This window comes from Chitinispirillales bacterium ANBcel5 (assembly GCA_029688955.1).
GTDB lineage: Bacteria > Fibrobacterota > Chitinivibrionia > Chitinivibrionales > Chitinispirillaceae > Cellulosispirillum > Cellulosispirillum alkaliphilum.
Map to the genome: position 1 here is coordinate 1 of JARUKZ010000059.1, position 17,785 is coordinate 17,785.

The 17,785-nt window shown below is 42.5% G+C and carries 13 protein-coding genes; 8 read left to right on the top strand and 5 right to left on the bottom strand.

The features are described 5' to 3' along the window. Positions 1-184: 184 nt before the first annotated feature. From QA601_17965 to QA601_18000, 8 genes are all read left to right on the top strand, one after another. Positions 185-949: a hypothetical protein gene (locus QA601_17965; protein ID MDG5816988.1), complete on the top strand. Its 765-nt coding sequence runs from the start codon at positions 185-187 to the stop codon at positions 947-949. 174 nt (positions 950-1,123) lie between these two features. Further along, on the top strand, positions 1,124-1,744 hold the full coding sequence (locus QA601_17970) for a TetR/AcrR family transcriptional regulator (protein ID MDG5816989.1): 621 nt from the start codon (positions 1,124-1,126) through the stop codon (positions 1,742-1,744). Continuing rightward, positions 1,745-2,485, top strand: a complete 741-nt coding sequence (locus tag QA601_17975; GenBank protein MDG5816990.1) for a hypothetical protein — start codon at positions 1,745-1,747, stop codon at positions 2,483-2,485. A 28-nt stretch (positions 2,486-2,513) separates the two neighbouring features. Beyond that, positions 2,514-4,109, top strand: a complete 1,596-nt coding sequence (locus QA601_17980) for a hypothetical protein (protein MDG5816991.1) — start codon at positions 2,514-2,516, stop codon at positions 4,107-4,109. 1 nt (position 4,110) lies between these two features. Continuing rightward, on the top strand, positions 4,111-4,809 hold the full coding sequence (locus tag QA601_17985; GenBank protein MDG5816992.1) for a hypothetical protein: 699 nt from the start codon (positions 4,111-4,113) through the stop codon (positions 4,807-4,809). Then, the gene (locus QA601_17990; GenBank protein ID MDG5816993.1) at positions 4,796-6,190 is read left to right on the top strand and encodes a serine/threonine-protein kinase; all 1,395 of its coding nucleotides are present in this window, start codon (positions 4,796-4,798) and stop codon (positions 6,188-6,190) included. Before QA601_17985 ends, QA601_17990 begins: the two co-directional genes overlap by 14 nt. A gap of 13 nt (positions 6,191-6,203) precedes the next feature. Continuing rightward, a complete protein-coding gene (locus QA601_17995; GenBank protein ID MDG5816994.1) occupies positions 6,204-8,018 on the top strand; it encodes a sigma 54-interacting transcriptional regulator in 1,815 nt (604 codons plus the stop codon). A 59-nt stretch (positions 8,019-8,077) separates the two neighbouring features. After that, complete coding sequence (locus tag QA601_18000; GenBank protein ID MDG5816995.1) at positions 8,078-9,121, top strand: SGNH/GDSL hydrolase family protein; 1,044 nt, start codon at positions 8,078-8,080, stop codon at positions 9,119-9,121. Positions 9,122-9,973: 852 nt separating this feature from the next. Here QA601_18000 and QA601_18005 read toward each other — a convergent pair. The 5 genes from QA601_18005 to QA601_18025 all read right to left on the bottom strand — a co-directional run bounded on the left by QA601_18005 (position 9,974) and on the right by QA601_18025 (position 17,268). Then, on the bottom strand, positions 9,974-12,403 hold the full coding sequence (locus QA601_18005) for a carbohydrate binding domain-containing protein (protein MDG5816996.1): 2,430 nt from the start codon (positions 12,401-12,403) through the stop codon (positions 9,974-9,976). A gap of 96 nt (positions 12,404-12,499) precedes the next feature. Then, positions 12,500-14,260: a carbohydrate binding domain-containing protein gene (locus QA601_18010; protein ID MDG5816997.1), complete on the bottom strand. Its 1,761-nt coding sequence runs from the start codon at positions 14,258-14,260 to the stop codon at positions 12,500-12,502. A gap of 200 nt (positions 14,261-14,460) precedes the next feature. Continuing rightward, a complete protein-coding gene (locus tag QA601_18015) occupies positions 14,461-16,008 on the bottom strand; it encodes a hypothetical protein (GenBank protein MDG5816998.1) in 1,548 nt (515 codons plus the stop codon). Then, positions 16,008-16,832: a TIGR02147 family protein gene (locus tag QA601_18020; protein MDG5816999.1), complete on the bottom strand. Its 825-nt coding sequence runs from the start codon at positions 16,830-16,832 to the stop codon at positions 16,008-16,010. The genes QA601_18015 and QA601_18020 overlap by 1 nt, the downstream gene beginning before the upstream one ends. Before the next feature lie 172 nt (positions 16,833-17,004). After that, on the bottom strand, positions 17,005-17,268 hold the full coding sequence (locus tag QA601_18025) for a hypothetical protein (protein ID MDG5817000.1): 264 nt from the start codon (positions 17,266-17,268) through the stop codon (positions 17,005-17,007). Positions 17,269-17,785 lie beyond the last annotated feature (517 nt).

A 17,785-nucleotide genomic window follows, 5' to 3' on the forward strand; every position in this document is an offset into this window, starting at 1 on the left:
AGCGATTCAGGAGCGTATTAATGAAATTAGAGATGGAGTAAATGAGGGCGATGTATCCCAGGAACACGATGTAACAGAAAGGTAGGCATTATGTTTTTTTAAAAAAGGGAGATCGGACGGGTCTCTCTTTTTTTGAATTACCTTATCGAGGATAATGTTTCTCTATCAAATAAGGAGAAGGTTTATGTTTAAAATATTGAATTTAATTTTGATACTCGTCTTCTTTACGTATGCTTTTGAACCACTATACGATTCAGAGATGGATTATACTATTTATCTTCCGGAAAATTGGGTTCGCACCGTAATAACACCTGAGCTGCATCGGTTTCATGACACTACAGGTACCTATCAATCACAGATAACCATCGAGAAACACTCCTTTAGCAGCGCTGATTATACTGATGCCAAAGAGTGGGTAAATGTAAATTATATTGCGTACGAGTTTTCTGCCATATACTCCTCTAACCCTGTGGGCACCATTCTTTTTGCGGATTCATCATCTGAGTTAAAGCATGGGGAATATGATGCTGCAGAACTGTATGCGCGTTTTTGTTATCTTGATGATCCTCTGGTATGGTGGGATGAGTACATACGATTTGCAGCGGCTGAAGGTGATACTGTAGGATTCGAGATGTATGTAATGGGAGACACTGCTGATATGTTTTCAAATATTGGTTTATATGCAACTATAATAGAAAATACAGATTTGCCTGCAATTAGCCCATCAAACGTTCGTTTTTCTGCACCGGGAAGTTATGGTCGGGAAAAAGTAAATAGGTCTGCTCCAAGTGTGTTTAATCTGCAGGGGAGGCGCATAGGTATATCTAAAAGACAGAGAAATATCCCTGCGGGTATGTATCTTCATAATCGCTCCCGAGCCAAAGGTGAAACAATGCTACATTTAAAGACTAACAATAAAACATTGGAACCGGCGATGCAGGGCAGATAGGTAAATTTAAACCATAAATAAGTATCACTGATACGGGGATGTGTTTGAAAATGCACTCCCTTTTGCTGTTTATGGGATCAAAACGGTTGTAAAAGACGGTAGAAAATATTACTATATCTGATAGGGGGTTAGACAAAAACGCAAATTTGTATAAAGCAGAAAACAGGCTTAATCATGGATGGTAAAATAGAAACTGATAAAAAGAGCTACATATTGCACTCGGCTATGGTGTTATTTTCCCAAAAAGGGTTTGCTGAAGTAACTATGCAGGATATCGCAAACGCCAGTGGCGTATGCAGGGCTACTGTATATAATATCTATTCAAAAAAGGAGCATATCTACGAAGCTTTTATCCTTGAGGGGCTTGAACGATTAAAAGTGAGGCTTGGGCAGGTTTTGGAAAGTGAGTGCAGTGCAGTGAATGCCCTAAAGGCTGCGTTTTCAACAATAATGCACACGTTTATTGAGTCTGTTGATCAATATCCCACTATCAAAAAGGAATATTTCTCTGATTATTATGCAACTATTTACTACAGACGAGTAGTTTTTAGTTATTATTGTAGTATTTTTAAAGAGATATTCAAAAGAGGGAATGATGAACAGGAACTAATCATTTCTGATATAGATGCAATTGTGTCGGTGATTGTGAATAGTATAAAAGGGCTTGAAATGCAGTGCCTTGAGGAAAACAGCACCGAGGTGATACAAAGAGAGATCAAAAACTCGATCGATTTTATCAGCAGGGCAGTAATACGCAAAAAAGAGTTATCTATGCAGCACTTGGGAGGTGTTTAAGTGAGCAGGTTTATACTGTGCATTATATTGATACCCGGTTTTTACCTACACGCTTTTGAGCCTTTTACTGATACAGAAATGGGGTACACCATCTACTTGCCTGGAAATTGGGTACAAGAGATCGTTTCCCCACAGCAACATATTTTCTACGATACCAGTGCTGTTTACCAGTCTCAAATTGCAATTGTGCGCTATGATTTTAACCACAACGATTATGAAACAGCACGGGAGTGGTTAAAAGTACAGTATATATCGCATGAATATTCAATCCTTTACTCTGCTAATCCGGTAGGAAGTGTAATGTATGCTGATTCCTCTTCCAGGGTTAGACAGGGTGAGTTGCCTGCAGTTGAGTTTTATGCCAGATTTTCCTTTCTCGGTGATCCCATCATTTGGTGGGACGAATACACCCGGTTCACTGCATATGACACTGTTGGATACGAGATGTATGTGCTGGGAGACACCAGTGATGTTTCAGCCAATTTAGACTTTTACCTATCTGTTTTGGAGGGAGTTGAAATTAATTCCCCTCTTAGTTCAGTAATCCCTGCTGTTAGACCAAACAAAGGAAATTTTACAAGTCAAACACAAAAAACTGTAGACCTGCTTGGAAGAAGAATTTTCCCTTCTGTTCAAAATGAAAAGCTGCCCGCTGGTCTGTATCTGCATAAAAGAAAATCTGGCAATAGTCCCGAACTTTTTCTTAAAGGCGGCAGAAGATTAAAAACTTCAGAACAGTAATGAGCTGGTTTAGGAAAGTCTGTCTCAAATGATTTATAAAGTTTCAATTTTTTGTATCGTAGCAGTTCTGTTTGTGAATGCTTACTCTAAGCCTTCTGTTACTGATTCGCTTTGTCATGAAGGGATGCTTAGAATTGAACAGAATGACTATGATTCCGCTGTTTATTTTTTCAACCGTGCGCATAGTTTGGGTATGTCCCTTGATAGCCTCTATTACTTCTGGGCAGAAGTGTATCTGGCCAAAGAGGTACTGGACACTGCACTTGCTCTTAATTTGGCGACAAACACAAACGATACAGAAGAGTTGCACTTTCAGGTACTTAAACAGCGGTACTATATTTATTCGATTCTGGGGTGGGTGAATGAGGCTGATCTCCTGGCAGACTCACTTTTGTTGAATCAAAGTACCAAAAGATCTTATTTTATTCCTTCCCTTAGATTGAGAGCCGGAAGCAGGTTTAACACCAACAGTACCCGAAGTCCACCACTGATTATGTATGATGATTTAACAGTTGATAAAGATAATGAATCCTATATGACACCTAATATAATGGCAGATTTAAACTGGAATATACCAATTGGTAGAAAGAATCGAAGTATAAGGGCCGGAATACTTGCCATGGGTGAACTGTATAGAATACCTCAATCCAAATCATTCAGTTCTCTAGAAGATTCGCTGGAATATGAAGCACAATATTATATCGGGGGACGCAATATATTCAGAAATATGTCCACCCGGTATTCATTTACCTATAGAAAAAATCATCCACAGATAATCATGAGATCTCACGCTTTTGAGCTTTCAATGTTTACTACTAAAAATAAATGGATCGGTTTTTATAAGGCTGAAATCGATTGGGATCAGGGAGATAGTTTGTACAGTTCGAGAATCAACTACTCTTTAAGTAGTTATAACAGTTACGATCTGCATATAAACGTTGACCTTACCTTTCTAACTAACTTTTATTATATGCATACCGATCCACATAGCTTTAAGTATTCAAAAGGAAATCTTTTTTACTATGATGGTACCAATCTCTATTCCGATTCGACTTTTTCAGAGACCATTCCCTTTCCTTCCAGAAGATTTGGTTTGATGCACAGTGCTGATAAGCTTCTGTTTGGTGTAACTATCCCATACAGTCGTAGTGGATTTACCCTGTCTGCGGGAGGGGAATTTGGATTGGGTGAGAGGCTAAGAACTACGCTGTACCTCAGGTATGGATTTGACTATTATACCCGGAAGCATCAATGGTACAACTTTGGTTTTTCTTCAGCCTATCTTGATACTGTAAGTACTTCTATGCCTGTTATAAACGGCCATTCTGCGTCAGTAGCACGCACTGAGGATGGAAAATACTATCTTATAAAGGATTATGATGAAGGGTTTACTGTTTCTGATGAAGAGTTGCAAATACAGTTTAAACGACGCAGAAGGATCGACAACCATTTGCAGGCATCCTTTTCACTCAATTACAGTATATCAGCTCTAAACAGCATTGTTCTGAGTGCTTTTTGCAGATACCGATTCACTAATCTGCCTGAAAGTGCACCTGTTGAGATATCTACGTTTTCTTCAGGAATAAATCTTTACTGGCAATGGAATATAAGCCCGGACAGGTAAAATGAATATAAAAACTATTATTTCGATTGTTGCGTGTATAGTAGTGCTGTTTAACTGTTCTAAAAATGATGTACAGAAGGGAAATGTTTCGCTTTCTCTTGGTGACTACGAGATGGCAGAAGAGTTTTTTAGCAGTGCGCTTGCAGACAATCCGGCTGATTTTGAAGCCAGGCTTGGAATGGGCAAAGCACTTCTTCAACGAGCGTATTCCAACTTTAAAGACGATGATGCTTTTAAAAGAGCTGTAGTAAATCTTCAGGCCGCACATACTATCGAGTCGAATGAAAATATTAACTATCTCCTCTCAGAAGTATGGTATAACAGATCCCAACAACTCTTAACTGCATATGATACGGTTGCTGCAACCGAAGCATTAAAATCTTCACTTGACTACCACCCTGAAAATACTGATGCGCTTAATACCATTGGTATTCTCTATTTTATGTCAGGAGAAACAACGCGTTCAAAGAGAGTCTTTGAGCGTGCATTGGCTCTGGACAGTGATAATACTGTACTACTCTTTAATGCCGGGCTCGTTTTTTATCACATGGATAGAATTAAAACGGCTCATAGTTTATGGCTGGAGGCGCTTCAGAGAAATTCTGATGATGAAGAGATTGTGTATTGGTTTGCACTGGCTGAAAGCAGATTAAGAAAATTGGAATCTGAGACTATAACCAACGAAGATGAGCTGGACTGAAGCTATGGTTATCCCCGATTTGCCTAAAGGTTTTTCACATCCTGTAAGGATAGGAGAAGGTGCGTTTGGATCGGTATACCGTGCACATCAGTGGGCGCTTGACAGGCATGTTGCTATCAAAATTATTCATGAAAGTGATTCCAAAAAACGAAAAGAGCTGTTAAATGAGGCTAAAATACAAGCCAGTATAGCGCTAAAGTGCATTCCACAGGTCTATGATGCTTTTGAGAGGAAAAAGTGTGTTTACATAATCATGCAGTGGATCAAGGGGGTATCGTTAAAAACGCTGCTGGAAAATAAACTGCTTGCGCAGGACCGTTTTCAGCTAGCTCAGAAAGTACTGCTCTCTTTGTCTGAACTTCATGCCCTAAGTTTTGCTCACAGAGATCTTAAACCTTCAAACATCCTTATCGCTTCAACCGGAGAGTGTTATCTTATCGATTTTGGTTTCAGTAAAGAGGTAAAAGGGCTACAAAACTCCACATTTAATAAAACTCAGGGTACACCTGCGTACATGGCCCCTGAAGTATGGTTGCGAGGTGAAGGGGTGGATCACATACGGGCTGACGTGTACTCCGCAGGAAAAATAGTAAGTGAAATACTTGAGCATGATGATTCTTATACTAATTCCCTTTCACCCCTTTTGGAGGAAAACCCCGAAAAGAGATTGCGCTCGGCAAAAGAAGCACTTGAGTGCTTTAGTGAAATAAATTCAGTATCTGTTGATAATCACTACACCTGGCCTCAAACTGTCCAGACTCTTTCGAATCAGAATTTTTCTCATTGCCTCATGCTTGCCGCAAAGCAGCTTATGTACACAGCACGATTTGATGAAGCCTATCTGCTTGTGGTTGAATGTCTGGAAATTGATCCTGAAAACACTGAAGCACTAAAGATTATTAACTCATTTTCGGGAAGTAAGAAAAAGCATATTCTTAAACGCAGGGTATCCTTAACCGGTGCGTTTCTTACATTGATTGCTCTTTTATTACTCTCATTCTTTGCGGGAAAACAGAGCGTAAAACACGAATCGGTATCTATAGATAAGGAAAAAGAGCGAATATCTTTGGGTGAAACTTACTCTCAAAAAGTTACTTCAATTAGAGAGAGGATGCCTTTTAGGAGTGATCCGGTCAGAGTTTCAAAATCGCTCACGTCTGTTTTATATGTTAACAATTTAGAAGATTGGAATAGAGTCACTGTTAACCAAACAACCGTAAATAAAGAAAAGCTCTTGAGCGGGTTGAAGCTCGAACAGGGTAGCCACTTAGTAAGAATTTTTAACAAAACAGATACTATGATTTGGGAAAAACAGGTTACGTTGCTCCCTTTTCAGAACAAAACAGTAAGAGTACCTTCAAGTATTCAGGTACAACAGTAAAGGATGTCTAAATATGAAGTTAATACATAAAAACAACGGAGAAGAATATGCGCTTTCTGAAAGAATTATTACTATAGGGTTTTCTGAAAAGTGCCATATCAAACTGAAGGGAAAGAGAAAGGGTGAGTTTGCCGCTCATCTGCTCCATTCCAGGGGATCTTATGTGCTTCAAAAACTGGGAGCAAACATCAACGTAAAAGTAAATGGGTTAGCGGTAAACAATGGTAAAAATCTTTCTCATGGTGATCAAATAAGTGTTGGTGCCGAAGATTTTGTTTTTTACGGGCATACGGGATCAGAACGTGTTTCTGTAGAAAAAGAAGACAGTGGTGAATCCGTTACTCAGCCGGTACTTCAGTTGATTCGTAGTATTGTGCTTTTATTGCGTGACAAGGATGATGGATTGTTTAACAACCTTGTTGAAAGCGTATCCACCATTATGCAATGTGACGCGTCACGTCTGGTTATAGAAGGGCAGGATGGAGAAACAAGAACTACCATTGCTCGTTATCCCCATACTTCGAAACTGGATAGATTTTCCAACAGAGCTATAAACTGGGCAAAAGAGAGCGGAGAAACAGTTTTAGCCAGTGATAATGACTGGGAAGTCAGTGAAGAATCGGTGTCATCACTTGAGAGAAACTGTGTAGGATCGGTTATGTGTGCTCCGCTTTCCAGCAATGAAAAATTACTTGGATTTCTGTACCTCGATCGTCTTAGTAATAGTGAACCTTTTAGTCAGAAGGACAAAGAATTTTGTGATGCTTTGATACCGCTGTTTTCTGAAATACTGTCAAATTACGAAGAAAAACAGCGTCAGAGAGAGACTATTGCAAGATTGCAGGATAAAACTCTTACTGAAGGTGAAACTATAATTCACGAAAGTGAATGCATGGCCGATATGCTTAAACTGTGCCGTAAAATTGCCCGAACAAACAGCCCTGCTTTGATTGGAGGAGAAACTGGTACTGGTAAAGAACTAATAGCAAAATATTTGCACCAAAATTCCACTCGTTCACACAATGTTTTCAAGGCAATAAACTGCGGCGCGATTCCCGAAAACCTTATGGAATCAGAGCTTTTTGGACATGAAAAGGGTGCTTTTACCGGTGCTACCAACAGAAGGGAAGGGTTGTTTGAAGCTGCTTCTGGGGGTACGGTGTTTTTGGATGAAATCGGGGAACTACCTCTTTCTTTACAGGTAAAGCTGTTACGGGTACTACAGGAATCTGAGGTTACCAGAGTTGGAGGCTCCGAAACTATAAAAGTCGATGTTCGCGTTGTTGCTGCTTCCAACAGAAATCTCGCCAACGAGGTCGAAAATGGTAACTTTAGACAAGATCTATTCTTTCGGTTAAATGTACTGACTATCGAATTACCACCTTTACGGCAGAGGGGTACCGATGTTACCTTGCTTGCGGATTACTTCATTAAAAAGTACTCTCAGCAGTTTGGGTTTAAACTTAAAACCCTTTCACTTGCCGCGCGAAACGCGCTTATTACCTATGAATGGCCGGGTAATATTCGGGAACTTGAAAACGTTATTCAGAAAGCCGTGCTTTTGAGTGATAACAAAAGAATAGAAGTTGAGAATCTCTCCTTTAATGGCTCTATGACACCTGTTTTAGGTAACAAAGCTGTTTCTGTTGAAAAGACCGGGACTTTAAGAGAAGCGCGTAATGAAGCCGAAAAAGAGGCTATTTTTAATGCATTAACAAAAAGCAAAGGTAACGTGTCTTTGGCAGGGAAAATTCTTCAGATCGATCGAAAATGGTTGATGAAGAAAATGGGTGAGTTTAAAATTGATGCCAATGATTTCAGAAATTAAAGGCAGAATATATTTTACCCGCTTATACCTGAAATATCACTGTAAATGGAGTGCAACTCATGAAGAGTATGTTCTTTTTACTTATCGCTGTTACTATTGCAACTGCTCAGAACCTGGTAAGTCCCTCAGATCCCGCTATACGGTATTGGGGAAGGTTTGAACAAAGTGAGCCTGATGTACTACGGTTTGACTGGCCGGGATTTAAAATAAACACGCTTTTTGAGGGCACGTCATGCGCAATCAGGGTTAGAGGTGATGGAGAACTGTATAACGTCTTCATAAATGACAGCCTAAAGGTTGTCCGATTTGAGCCTGTGGATTCTGTTTACCTTTTGGCTCAAAACCTTAGCGATACAGTTCATTCTATTCGAATAACCAACCGCTTTGAGAGTCGTAGAGGGGCTGCACGGTTCTATGGATTTATCCTGGATGATGGTAAACAGTTGCATGCTCCTAAAGGAGAGTACAAGTATAGAATAGAGTATCTGGGTGGCTCAAATCTGCTTGGATTTGGTAATGAATCGACAAAAACACAGTGCGAAAACCATAGAGATCTGTCAAATTCCTACCTTTCTTTTGGTCCGGTATCTGCCAGGCTTTTAGGGGCAGAGTATCATCTCGTTGCGCTATCAGGAAAAGGGGTTGTGCGCAATTGGGCAGAAAAATATATCACTTCAAAGTATCCTTTCGGGCACTACTATAACAGAACCCTAAGGAATAACAGAGAACTGGAGTGGGACTTTAGCAGTTGGATCCCTCATGTAGTAGTAATAAGTCTTGGGACAAATGATTTCTCTACCCAACCTCACCCACCCAAAAGTTTGTATAAATCCCGCTATAGTGCATTGATTGATGAGATAAGGTCCAATTATCCTGATGTTGGAATTGTCTGTATGACTTCCTCAAGAGAACCATTGGAAGAATATGTTTCTGAACTGGTGGAAGAGTTACGAGAAGCCGGTGATGAACGGATCGCATTTTACTCATTTGGTTCCATTTCCTGGGAACAGGCTGGTTGTGACTGGCATCCCAATATTGAAGCGCACAGGGAAATAGCACAGGAGCTTGCCCGGGTAATTAAACCTTTGCTGCCAAAACAATAGTGATTATATACCATTGCCCCCATTGGACCTGCTTCACTAAATAAACCTTCCAGTATTGTAATCTGTTAAATACTTCTTAGCAACCCCGGAAAAAACCTTCGTATATAACCCTGTTCTTTTCTTTGAATTCCAAAATCCAAATTTTTTACGGGTCGCCCAGCTCCCCTGCGCACTAGTTACTGCTACGGAGGCCAGGGAGGCGAAGTTGGCCACCCCCCAGCGAGGCTCGGTGGCAAGTGACTGGTTCCTCACGGGGGCGCCAAGAAACGTGCTTGCCCCGTGCAAGCGTGAAGGGTTCGGTTTATAGGGTAGGTCTAATTATTTACAAAGCTACAGTTCCTCTCTCCCGGGATAATGGCTTAAGCATCCCCCGGAAGATAGAATTCTGCCGCGGTTAATCCTCAGAACAAGCAGATACTTCCTGGCGCGCATTGCAGGTTCGGGTATATTTGAGCACCTTAATAAACGCGGAAAAATTGTGAACATTCATCCTTAGAAGGCGATAGAAGGGGTAGCCATCGAGCTCTAAGGGGCTGAAAACAGGAAAAAAATAGGAAAGACCCCATAAATTGGTCCGACCCCATAAACGACCCCCTGCAATGAAGCCGTTTATTTTTTCTGGTTGGGGCAAAGGCACAGTAGAGAGAGGGTGGTGATTTCAAAGTTGTATAAATCTACTATCTATTATCATAGATGTACAACTTGTAATAGTGTACCGGGCACTTTTGCGCTTAAAGGCAAAGGGAAGGGAATAGATGGAATTGAAAAAAAGAGTAATGGCAGGAAAAAGAGAGATTGCAGGACCGGCCAGATTGTTACTGGCCGGACATACCGAAACTCACCTGTAGAAATTTAAAAAGTCATGCGCTTAACAAAATTTCTGTTTTCTTCCTTCACCCTAAGTATGTAAATACCCCCAGCAAGTGTACCAACTGATAAAGTGTGCGCTCCTGCTCCCTTTATGTTCCAGCTTCTGATGACTCTTCCCTTTGTGTCATACAGCTGCACTGATTGTGATCCCTCACCATTAGTGTTCAACCTCAGTAAACGACCATGCCTGTTCACTCTAATTCCAGTTGAATTGGAAGACAGCTGCGGGGCGATACCTGTTGTATTTTCGGCCACTGTCAAAGAAACATTATCAATAGATACATTGCCCTCACTTGTCCCTAAATTGAATTCTACACGGGATGCGGAATCGGTTAACTCGCTCATCTCAAAAACATACTCATAGGTTTGCATCTCGGTAGTGAGGGAAACATCCTGCACAAAGTATGGTGTCCAGGGAAGGCCATTGTGTTTCAATGAGACAACCATATCCCTCGGTGATTGCGCCTTTGCATCAAAGGAGAATTTATAAAATGTGCTTTCGGTAAGTGTGATATTTTCCTGATATAACTGAACATGCCATTCCTCAGTCCCACCACTTGTTATGACAAAATCCGCTCTTTGTTGCTGAGTTGAAAGTGAAGCATCCCCGTCTCCAAACAGATATAATGTCCAGTACTGATCTTCCTGGGAGAAATCCCCATTTTTAACCATCGGTGCATCCGGGTCAAAGAAGGTTGCTGTGATAGTTTTGTTTGAGTTCATGGTGACAACCAGGGTATTTTCCACTCCGGAACCATTTCCACTCCATCCTATAAATCCTGCATTATCCAGAGGTGAAGCAATCAGAGTAACCGTCTCGTTATGATCATACAGCTCTTTTTCAGGAGAGATATCTACCGTTCCCGGACCAGTCACATTTACTGTTAACCTGTGCTCGAAATCTACTATTGGCTCATCCCACCAAATGGGGTTTGCATCGATAAAATCGTTGTGTCCCTGGTATTTTGGGGCGACCGCAGGATCCACTCCCCAGGGGATCTGTCCCCAGAAACCACCACCTGATCCAAACACCATGAACTCATCCCCGCCGTTTGCCCTCCATGTATCCATATAGATATTTACAAACTCACGCATTCGCGGATCGCCCTGAGCCTCTTCTCCAATGGGTGAGAACTGCTGACCGAAGTTCCACAAGTGCTGCCCGCCTTCATACGCGTTAAGACGAAGACCATGGTTGAGGGCTGCTGCTTTTGCCTCTGAAGTAGCATCTTCAAGAGATTCCATACTGTTCATCAACGCGTTAATCGCCTCATCGACGGTGCTGTATGAAGCTCTTGCTCCAACATAGGGGGCAATTGAAGCGACGTCGATCATCGCCTCTTTTCCGATACTCTCAAGGTGCTCCATCCCTTTGTTGATCATGTACACTGACGGGCCACCCACAGCATATACTCCGATAAGCCGGTCCCGTCCAATCACCTCCGACCAGATCTCCATAATTTCGGCTGTACGCTGCGCATGGTATCTGATCAACCCGTCAAACTCAGATCCACCATGTCTCAAATCAAGTTCATTACCCCTGTTGATCGCGTGGCGGAACTGACCGGGAAATACACTGTTCCATACCTCATTTGAGTGCTCAACATAGATGAGAAGATCCTCTCTGAGGCTGTCCCGAACAAGCTCAGCCATTTTCCTTACATAGTAATCATCTGCTAAGTGGGGAATACAAAACCAGGGATAGGCTCCAAGCTCATTGGAGAGCCGAATCTGGACCTCATAAGGAACTCCCTTATTAGTGCCGTAGGAGTAATGCTGTGGCCTTGTACGCTGATCCCAGTCACCGTTAGGGTGATTGTTGGTACGGTTCCAGTCCATGAACCTCAACGTGCGATATTTTGCCCAGTTTTCCTTAAAAGCCGGGTAGAAGATATTTCCCTCGTTGTAATAATCAGCCATCTCTACAGGGATTATCTCTATATCCCTTATGTAATCTGTGGGATCTACCTCCCGGATCCGAATAGCCATATAGCCGTTTCCTGTTGGCCTAAACGTAATTGATTGGCCGGACTCGGTAACAGTACCGGTCGTACCCAATGTCCCTTCGATCCGTCCTTTCCCCTTGAAAAAAACTTTGTACTCTCCCGGCTCATAACGTGGATTGGTGGCAAGGATTAAATCTGCGTACGCGCCGGCCTCAAGGCTTTTTATCCAGCCATCTTCATCGAGATCAAGGGCTGGACCATCGTCCCAGCCACATCCGTTGCATTGAGAAATCCAGGGCCTGGCTCGCTTAGCCTGGTTAATAAAATGAAGCTCTGATGAATAGTCAATAACACCCATCAAGTTAATTCCAAGAGGGGATGTCTCGTTGAGTGCCTGTGCCACGGTTGTCGTGAAAAAAGAGAAACTGTGCAGAGTCAAGGCTAGTGCCAGTATGTATCGGAGCATATACCCTCCTAAGGTGATTAATTAAATAGAATATTTGTTATGGTTAATTTTTAAAGCTTAAAGTACCATGATCGCATTTCTAACTATTATTGATGTTTATTGAAACTTCAGCCTCCTGACGAAATTAGTTTTTCCTTCGGTCATCTTAAGTATGTAAATACCACCCGCAAGTGCACCAACTGACAAATAGTGTGTTCCTGGTCCATTGATGTTCCAGCTTCTGATGACCCTTCCCCTGGCGTCATACAGCTGCACTGATCGTGTCCCCTCACTTGCAGTGTTTAATTTCAGTACAGGTCCATGTCTTTTCACTTTGATTCCAGTCGAATTGGAAAGGAGTTGATGGGCAACAGAAGTGGTGTGTTCGACCACAGTTAAGGACACATTGTCAATACTTATGTTGCCATCACTTGTCCCGAAATTAAATTCTGCCCGGGAATTGGAATCGTTTGGTTCGACCATCTTAAACACAAAATCATAGGTTTTCATCTCGGTAGTGAGAGAAACAACCTCTTCTAGGTAGGGTGTCCAGGGAAGGTCATTGTGTTTTAGTGATACCGCTATATCCCGCGATGATTGAGCCATCGCATCAAATGAGAATTTATAATAAGTATTTTCGTTAAGTGTGATATTTTCCTGATATAATTGAACATGCCATTGCAGTGATCCGCCATCAGTTATCGTTACATCAGCCCTGTTATGCAGAGTTGAAAAGGTACCGTCACCGTCGTCGAATGTTATAAATGTCCAGTACTGATCTTCCTGGGAGAAATCTCCGTTTTTAACCATCGGTGCGTCCGGGTCAAAGAAGGTTGCTGTAATAATTTTATTTGAGTTCATCGTGACAACCAATGGGTTTTCCACTCCGGAACCATCCCCACCCCATCCAATAAACTCTGCATTCCCCTGAGGCGAAGCGGTAAGAGTAACAGTTTCGCCCTGCTCAAATACACTCTTTTCAGGAGAGATCGTAACTGCTCCGGGCCCATCGGAATTCACCTGTAACCTGTAACCTGAAAAACCGGTGTAGTCATGATTACTTACCACTGTCCACACAACCTCCCAGACTGCTTCTGCAAATTCCTGACTTACACCATATGCGCCCTGCCAGTGACGCAGTCCCGAGATGGGGCTGTTATGGGGATCTTCACCGTAAATTGTTGCAAAATGTGTGACTGCATTGATGTACATACCCTTTGAATTCAGGTGGACAGAGTCTGAAGAAAAAAGGTCGTAGTTCACTGTTACTTCGGGAAATGTTTGACCACTACTGATTCTGCGGTTTATTTCAAAAAAGACTTCTCCGATCGGAACTATTCTTGCCGGTTTTCTACCCATCCCTACGAGCACCGATGTTAAAGAATCTGCTCTCATGTGAGTTGAGAGGCGGGTCCTGTGATTGATACTCGGATTGTTCTGTAACCAGTAGGAAACAACATCTTCGGGATCATTGGCATCACGCGGTTGAACATATTCCTGAAAATAATAAGCCTGACAATCTGGATTTCCGACAAATGCAGCAGTCATGTAACCTATTGCGCTATTAACATCAGATTCAACCGAGCGCTGTCTGTGCTGCATCACTACCACATCCCATGAACGGGCGCGAAGAATTTCATCTGCACAATCACCCAGGGAACGCGGTTCTCTGTGTCCGTTACATATATTATCCCACAGCCATTCAAGCGGTGCACCGGGAATCATGTGGCGGCCAAAAAAATGATCGTACCCGCGGTCGATTGCAATGTCAACTATTCCATATGCGGCATCGGTTTGGCTGTTTCCTACATGAAAAACCGCCAGTGCATAAAGATTCAGGCAGAATACGGCTGTAAAGAGAATCGTTTTTTTAACCATCTTACCCTCCAAAAGATAAATAGATAACCAAATGTATCACTTAATTTAGGTATTACACATAAAGCTAACGAAACGCCGAAAAGTATTTATATCTATAATTATCACTCTGAAGCAGAGCTGTTGGTTTAGCGTGTAAACGAGCACATGCAGTTTCAAAAGGGTATGATGATTTTCAATTTATATATAATATCATGTCACGATTAAGGACACGGCTGCTGAGTATCAAGCCAATTGACATTAACTGTATATTGATCGATCCATGCTGTAATTAGTGCAGGAAGAGTGCAAAGCTCATTGTAGTCTACATTCAGCATCGCCGATGGTTGAAGATTAACGATTTCATCCGGTAGTGTGGAGATCTGATTGCTGCGAAATCCAAGTTGCTCCAATTGTATCAACGCTCCAATTGATGCAGGAAGGTGCGTGAGGTTGTTATTATCAATACGCAGTTCCCTGAGTTTAATACATTGGCCAATACCCTGCGGAATCGAATCGAGCTGGTTATCGTAGAGGTACAGGTACGTGAGTTCTGTAAGAGAAGATATCTCTTCGGGCAAAGATAAAACTTTGTTATGTGCAAAGTTAAGTTTGGTAAGGCGCGCCAGTGAACCAATGTCCGCTGGAACGGTTTCAATGTCGTTATCACTCAGATTAAGATTACTAAGATGCATCATTTGAAACACAACTGGTGGAATTTGGGTGAGACCCGTGCCGCTCATCGAGAGATAGCCCAGATTTGACAATTGTGAACTACTGACAGGCAGCGAAGTAATGCGGGTTGAGTCGAGCCTGAGATACTTCAGTTCGCTGCATTCGGTGACAACCAAAGGAAGCTCCATCAGTGGGTTGTTATTGAGGAAAAGATGATAGAGCGTCGGCAACGACCGCAGCGTATCGGGAAGATCACTAATATTGTTGTGAGAAAGGTGTAGCTCTGTTAAAAATTGCAAACGACCGATAAACGGATGAACAGAAGAGATCTCAAGATTTGAGAGATCTAGCCTTTTGTGAACAAAAGGCGATCCATGTATCTGAAATACCGCTTCAACCGGCGTTTCGCCAAGCTGCATTGAATCAAGAAACATCCGCACAAGCAGGGTATCATGCAAAGGAGTGGAAAGCTCGAAGTGCAGATCCACTTGTCTGTCGTGAATCGGTACATCTATACGCTGCTGCGCTACCGTATCGGCAGTGCTCAGGTGAACAGTGTAGGCCATGCCGGAAGGAACTGTTATGGAATACCCGCCTGATTCCGAAATCGCGGCTACTCTTTCCAGGCCTTCTATGCGAATAAACCCGCCCCTGAAAACATCGGACCCGGTAGATACAGTTCCGCTGATAAGCGCATCTGCACGCAATGTGTCAACACCCAGATCATCGATAAAATATTCGTCCGAAACTGAGGTGGCAAAAGCGACGGAGGATCCGCTTCTGTTAGTTACCTCTATTAGATATTCACCCGGATCGAGAGAATCAATGATAAAACGGCCATCATTATCGGTAAATAGATCTCTAAGCGTAACAGATGATTTACTCAGCACCGAAGAAGTATCAGGCAGGTAGTCCTGAGGGCGAAGTCTGACTACTGCATCCGTTGCGGGAGATCCATCTGGATAGATAACCTTTGCCATCACACCCGTGGTCGTTTCGGTGCCTGATCCGCCGGAAGCAGTTGGGTGTATGTTGCAACGGGTAAAAAAGATCGCTACAAGGATCGGGAGAACTGAAATAAGAGAGAGTCTACGCATTATTTTTCCTCCGGATTCTGAGTCAGGGGGAATATTTGGAAATTCACCTGAAACACACCCTCGGGGGTGTCGTCCTGTCGTGCGATCTCCAGCAATTCTTTTCGCATTTCACGCAATCGCTCCTTCATGATCTGCAAACATTTCCATGACATGCTTACCGTGACAGTAGAGGTCTCTCGTTGCGTCTTAGGGATTCGGGTAATCGATTCGCCGGCCAGTTTGATTGTTTCCTGCTGGAAGTTTTCGATAGCCATTGATTTCCACGATTCGCCGGTTGAGACGAATTGATCGCACGGTACATACGATCCGTCGTCCTGAATTTTTATTAATGAGAGCTTTAATAAGAGATTAATTGCCGTTTTGGCTTCTGATTTTTTGATTGGCGGGTTGAGTCTGGCGGCCAGATCTGCAAAATCGCCTCTGAACGGATAATAATTTAATAGTTCACGGATGGCGATATAGTACCACTTTGAAAAGAATTCATATTGAGCGGTCTCCAGGGTGTTTGTGCGAGGTTCCTTGAATTCCAGAAGCTTTTCAAAAAGGCGTTTGCTACCCTCTTTCTGTTTTGCCTTGTTAAACTGAACCAGTAGAGAGAAGTACTCGGTTTCCATTTTATTAAACTTTAGAAACGTACAAACAGAATCTATCGATCGATTAGACAGGTGCATCTGTTTCTGTAAAACTTTGACATAGAAACTTGCATCCAGACCGGTTTTTGCAGCAATATAACGAAAGGAAAAAAAGTCGTGCTTTTGTTTTCCCCATTCATAATGATCTTTAAGAAAGTCCCTATAGTCGAAATATTCAAAAAGAGATTTCATAATAGAGGATAATTCCTTCTTCGTTAGATTCAAGATCGCCTATTTAGAATATACCTTGGTTTATCTGCTTATGCAGGCATTTTATTCATCATTAGCCATAAAGTGTGGAAGAATGACTTCCACACTCAGATCGGTATGAAATTTTGGTTATGTTGTTGTAATGTGCTGATAATCAAACTCTTAAGTGTCTGATAATTGAAGGATGTAATAATGAGTGTGATATTTTATCAGGGTGTTTAGGCAGGAATACATCCACACCACGGGGGGAGGTTTTGTACAGGAAATATGTCTGCTCCAGGGTGGAGTGGTCATGTAGAATCGTTCCAGGTGTCTGCTCCATGGTGGAGTGATCATGTGGAATCGTTCCAGGTGTCTGCTCCATGGTGGAGTGATCATGTGGAATCGTTCTACATACTCTCTTGATTCTTTTTCTCACCTCTCTTAGCGCTGAAGGCGCGAGATATAATAGCCCAGGGTAAGCCGGTCTTCCGGCGCAGCCCTGGGATTGGTGGCCAAGGAGGACGCAAGCTCTGAAAGAGCGTGAAATTCTCCGAGGTGGTAGCCTTCTTTGACATCAGAATAGAGAATTTTAAAACGCAGAAGACGCAGAGGGCGCAGAGGTAGGAAAAATCCGGATTTCACCCATTTGAATTAAAGTCATTGCCCAGTTTCAATTGCGAAGCAATTATACTCTGCGCCCTTCTTTTTTCCTCTCTGCGTCTTACCTCTGCGTTTTGATCTTTCTTCCCCTCTCTCCGTTTTCCTACGCCTCTCGCCGGCGGACCGTCTTCAGGACCCCAGGTAGGAAACGCTGGGGCTAGGGCCGTAACCCCTTCGGGGTATTATATCGACAGTGCCTAAGGTTATGGTAACGCAGTTAGAATTTTACCTGACCGTTCTGTGTTTGGTGCCGTGCCTGGCTTAGGGGATATCTGTTCCACACATTCCTGCAC

Coding starts and splice junctions, on each gene's coding strand:
- QA601_18020 (MDG5816999.1), bottom strand. CDS start 16,832: ATGAAATCTCTTTTTGAATATTTCGACTATAGGGACTTTCTTAAAGAT.
- QA601_18000 (MDG5816995.1), top strand. CDS start 8,078: ATGAAGAGTATGTTCTTTTTACTTATCGCTGTTACTATTGCAACTGCT.
- QA601_17985 (MDG5816992.1), top strand. CDS start 4,111: ATGAATATAAAAACTATTATTTCGATTGTTGCGTGTATAGTAGTGCTG.
- QA601_17970 (MDG5816989.1), top strand. CDS start 1,124: ATGGATGGTAAAATAGAAACTGATAAAAAGAGCTACATATTGCACTCG.
- QA601_17995 (MDG5816994.1), top strand. CDS start 6,204: ATGAAGTTAATACATAAAAACAACGGAGAAGAATATGCGCTTTCTGAA.
- QA601_17965 (MDG5816988.1), top strand. CDS start 185: ATGTTTAAAATATTGAATTTAATTTTGATACTCGTCTTCTTTACGTAT.
- QA601_17990 (MDG5816993.1), top strand. CDS start 4,796: ATGAGCTGGACTGAAGCTATGGTTATCCCCGATTTGCCTAAAGGTTTT.
- QA601_18010 (MDG5816997.1), bottom strand. CDS start 14,260: ATGGTTAAAAAAACGATTCTCTTTACAGCCGTATTCTGCCTGAATCTT.
- QA601_18015 (MDG5816998.1), bottom strand. CDS start 16,008: ATGCGTAGACTCTCTCTTATTTCAGTTCTCCCGATCCTTGTAGCGATC.
- QA601_17980 (MDG5816991.1), top strand. CDS start 2,514: ATGATTTATAAAGTTTCAATTTTTTGTATCGTAGCAGTTCTGTTTGTG.
- QA601_18005 (MDG5816996.1), bottom strand. CDS start 12,403: ATGCTCCGATACATACTGGCACTAGCCTTGACTCTGCACAGTTTCTCT.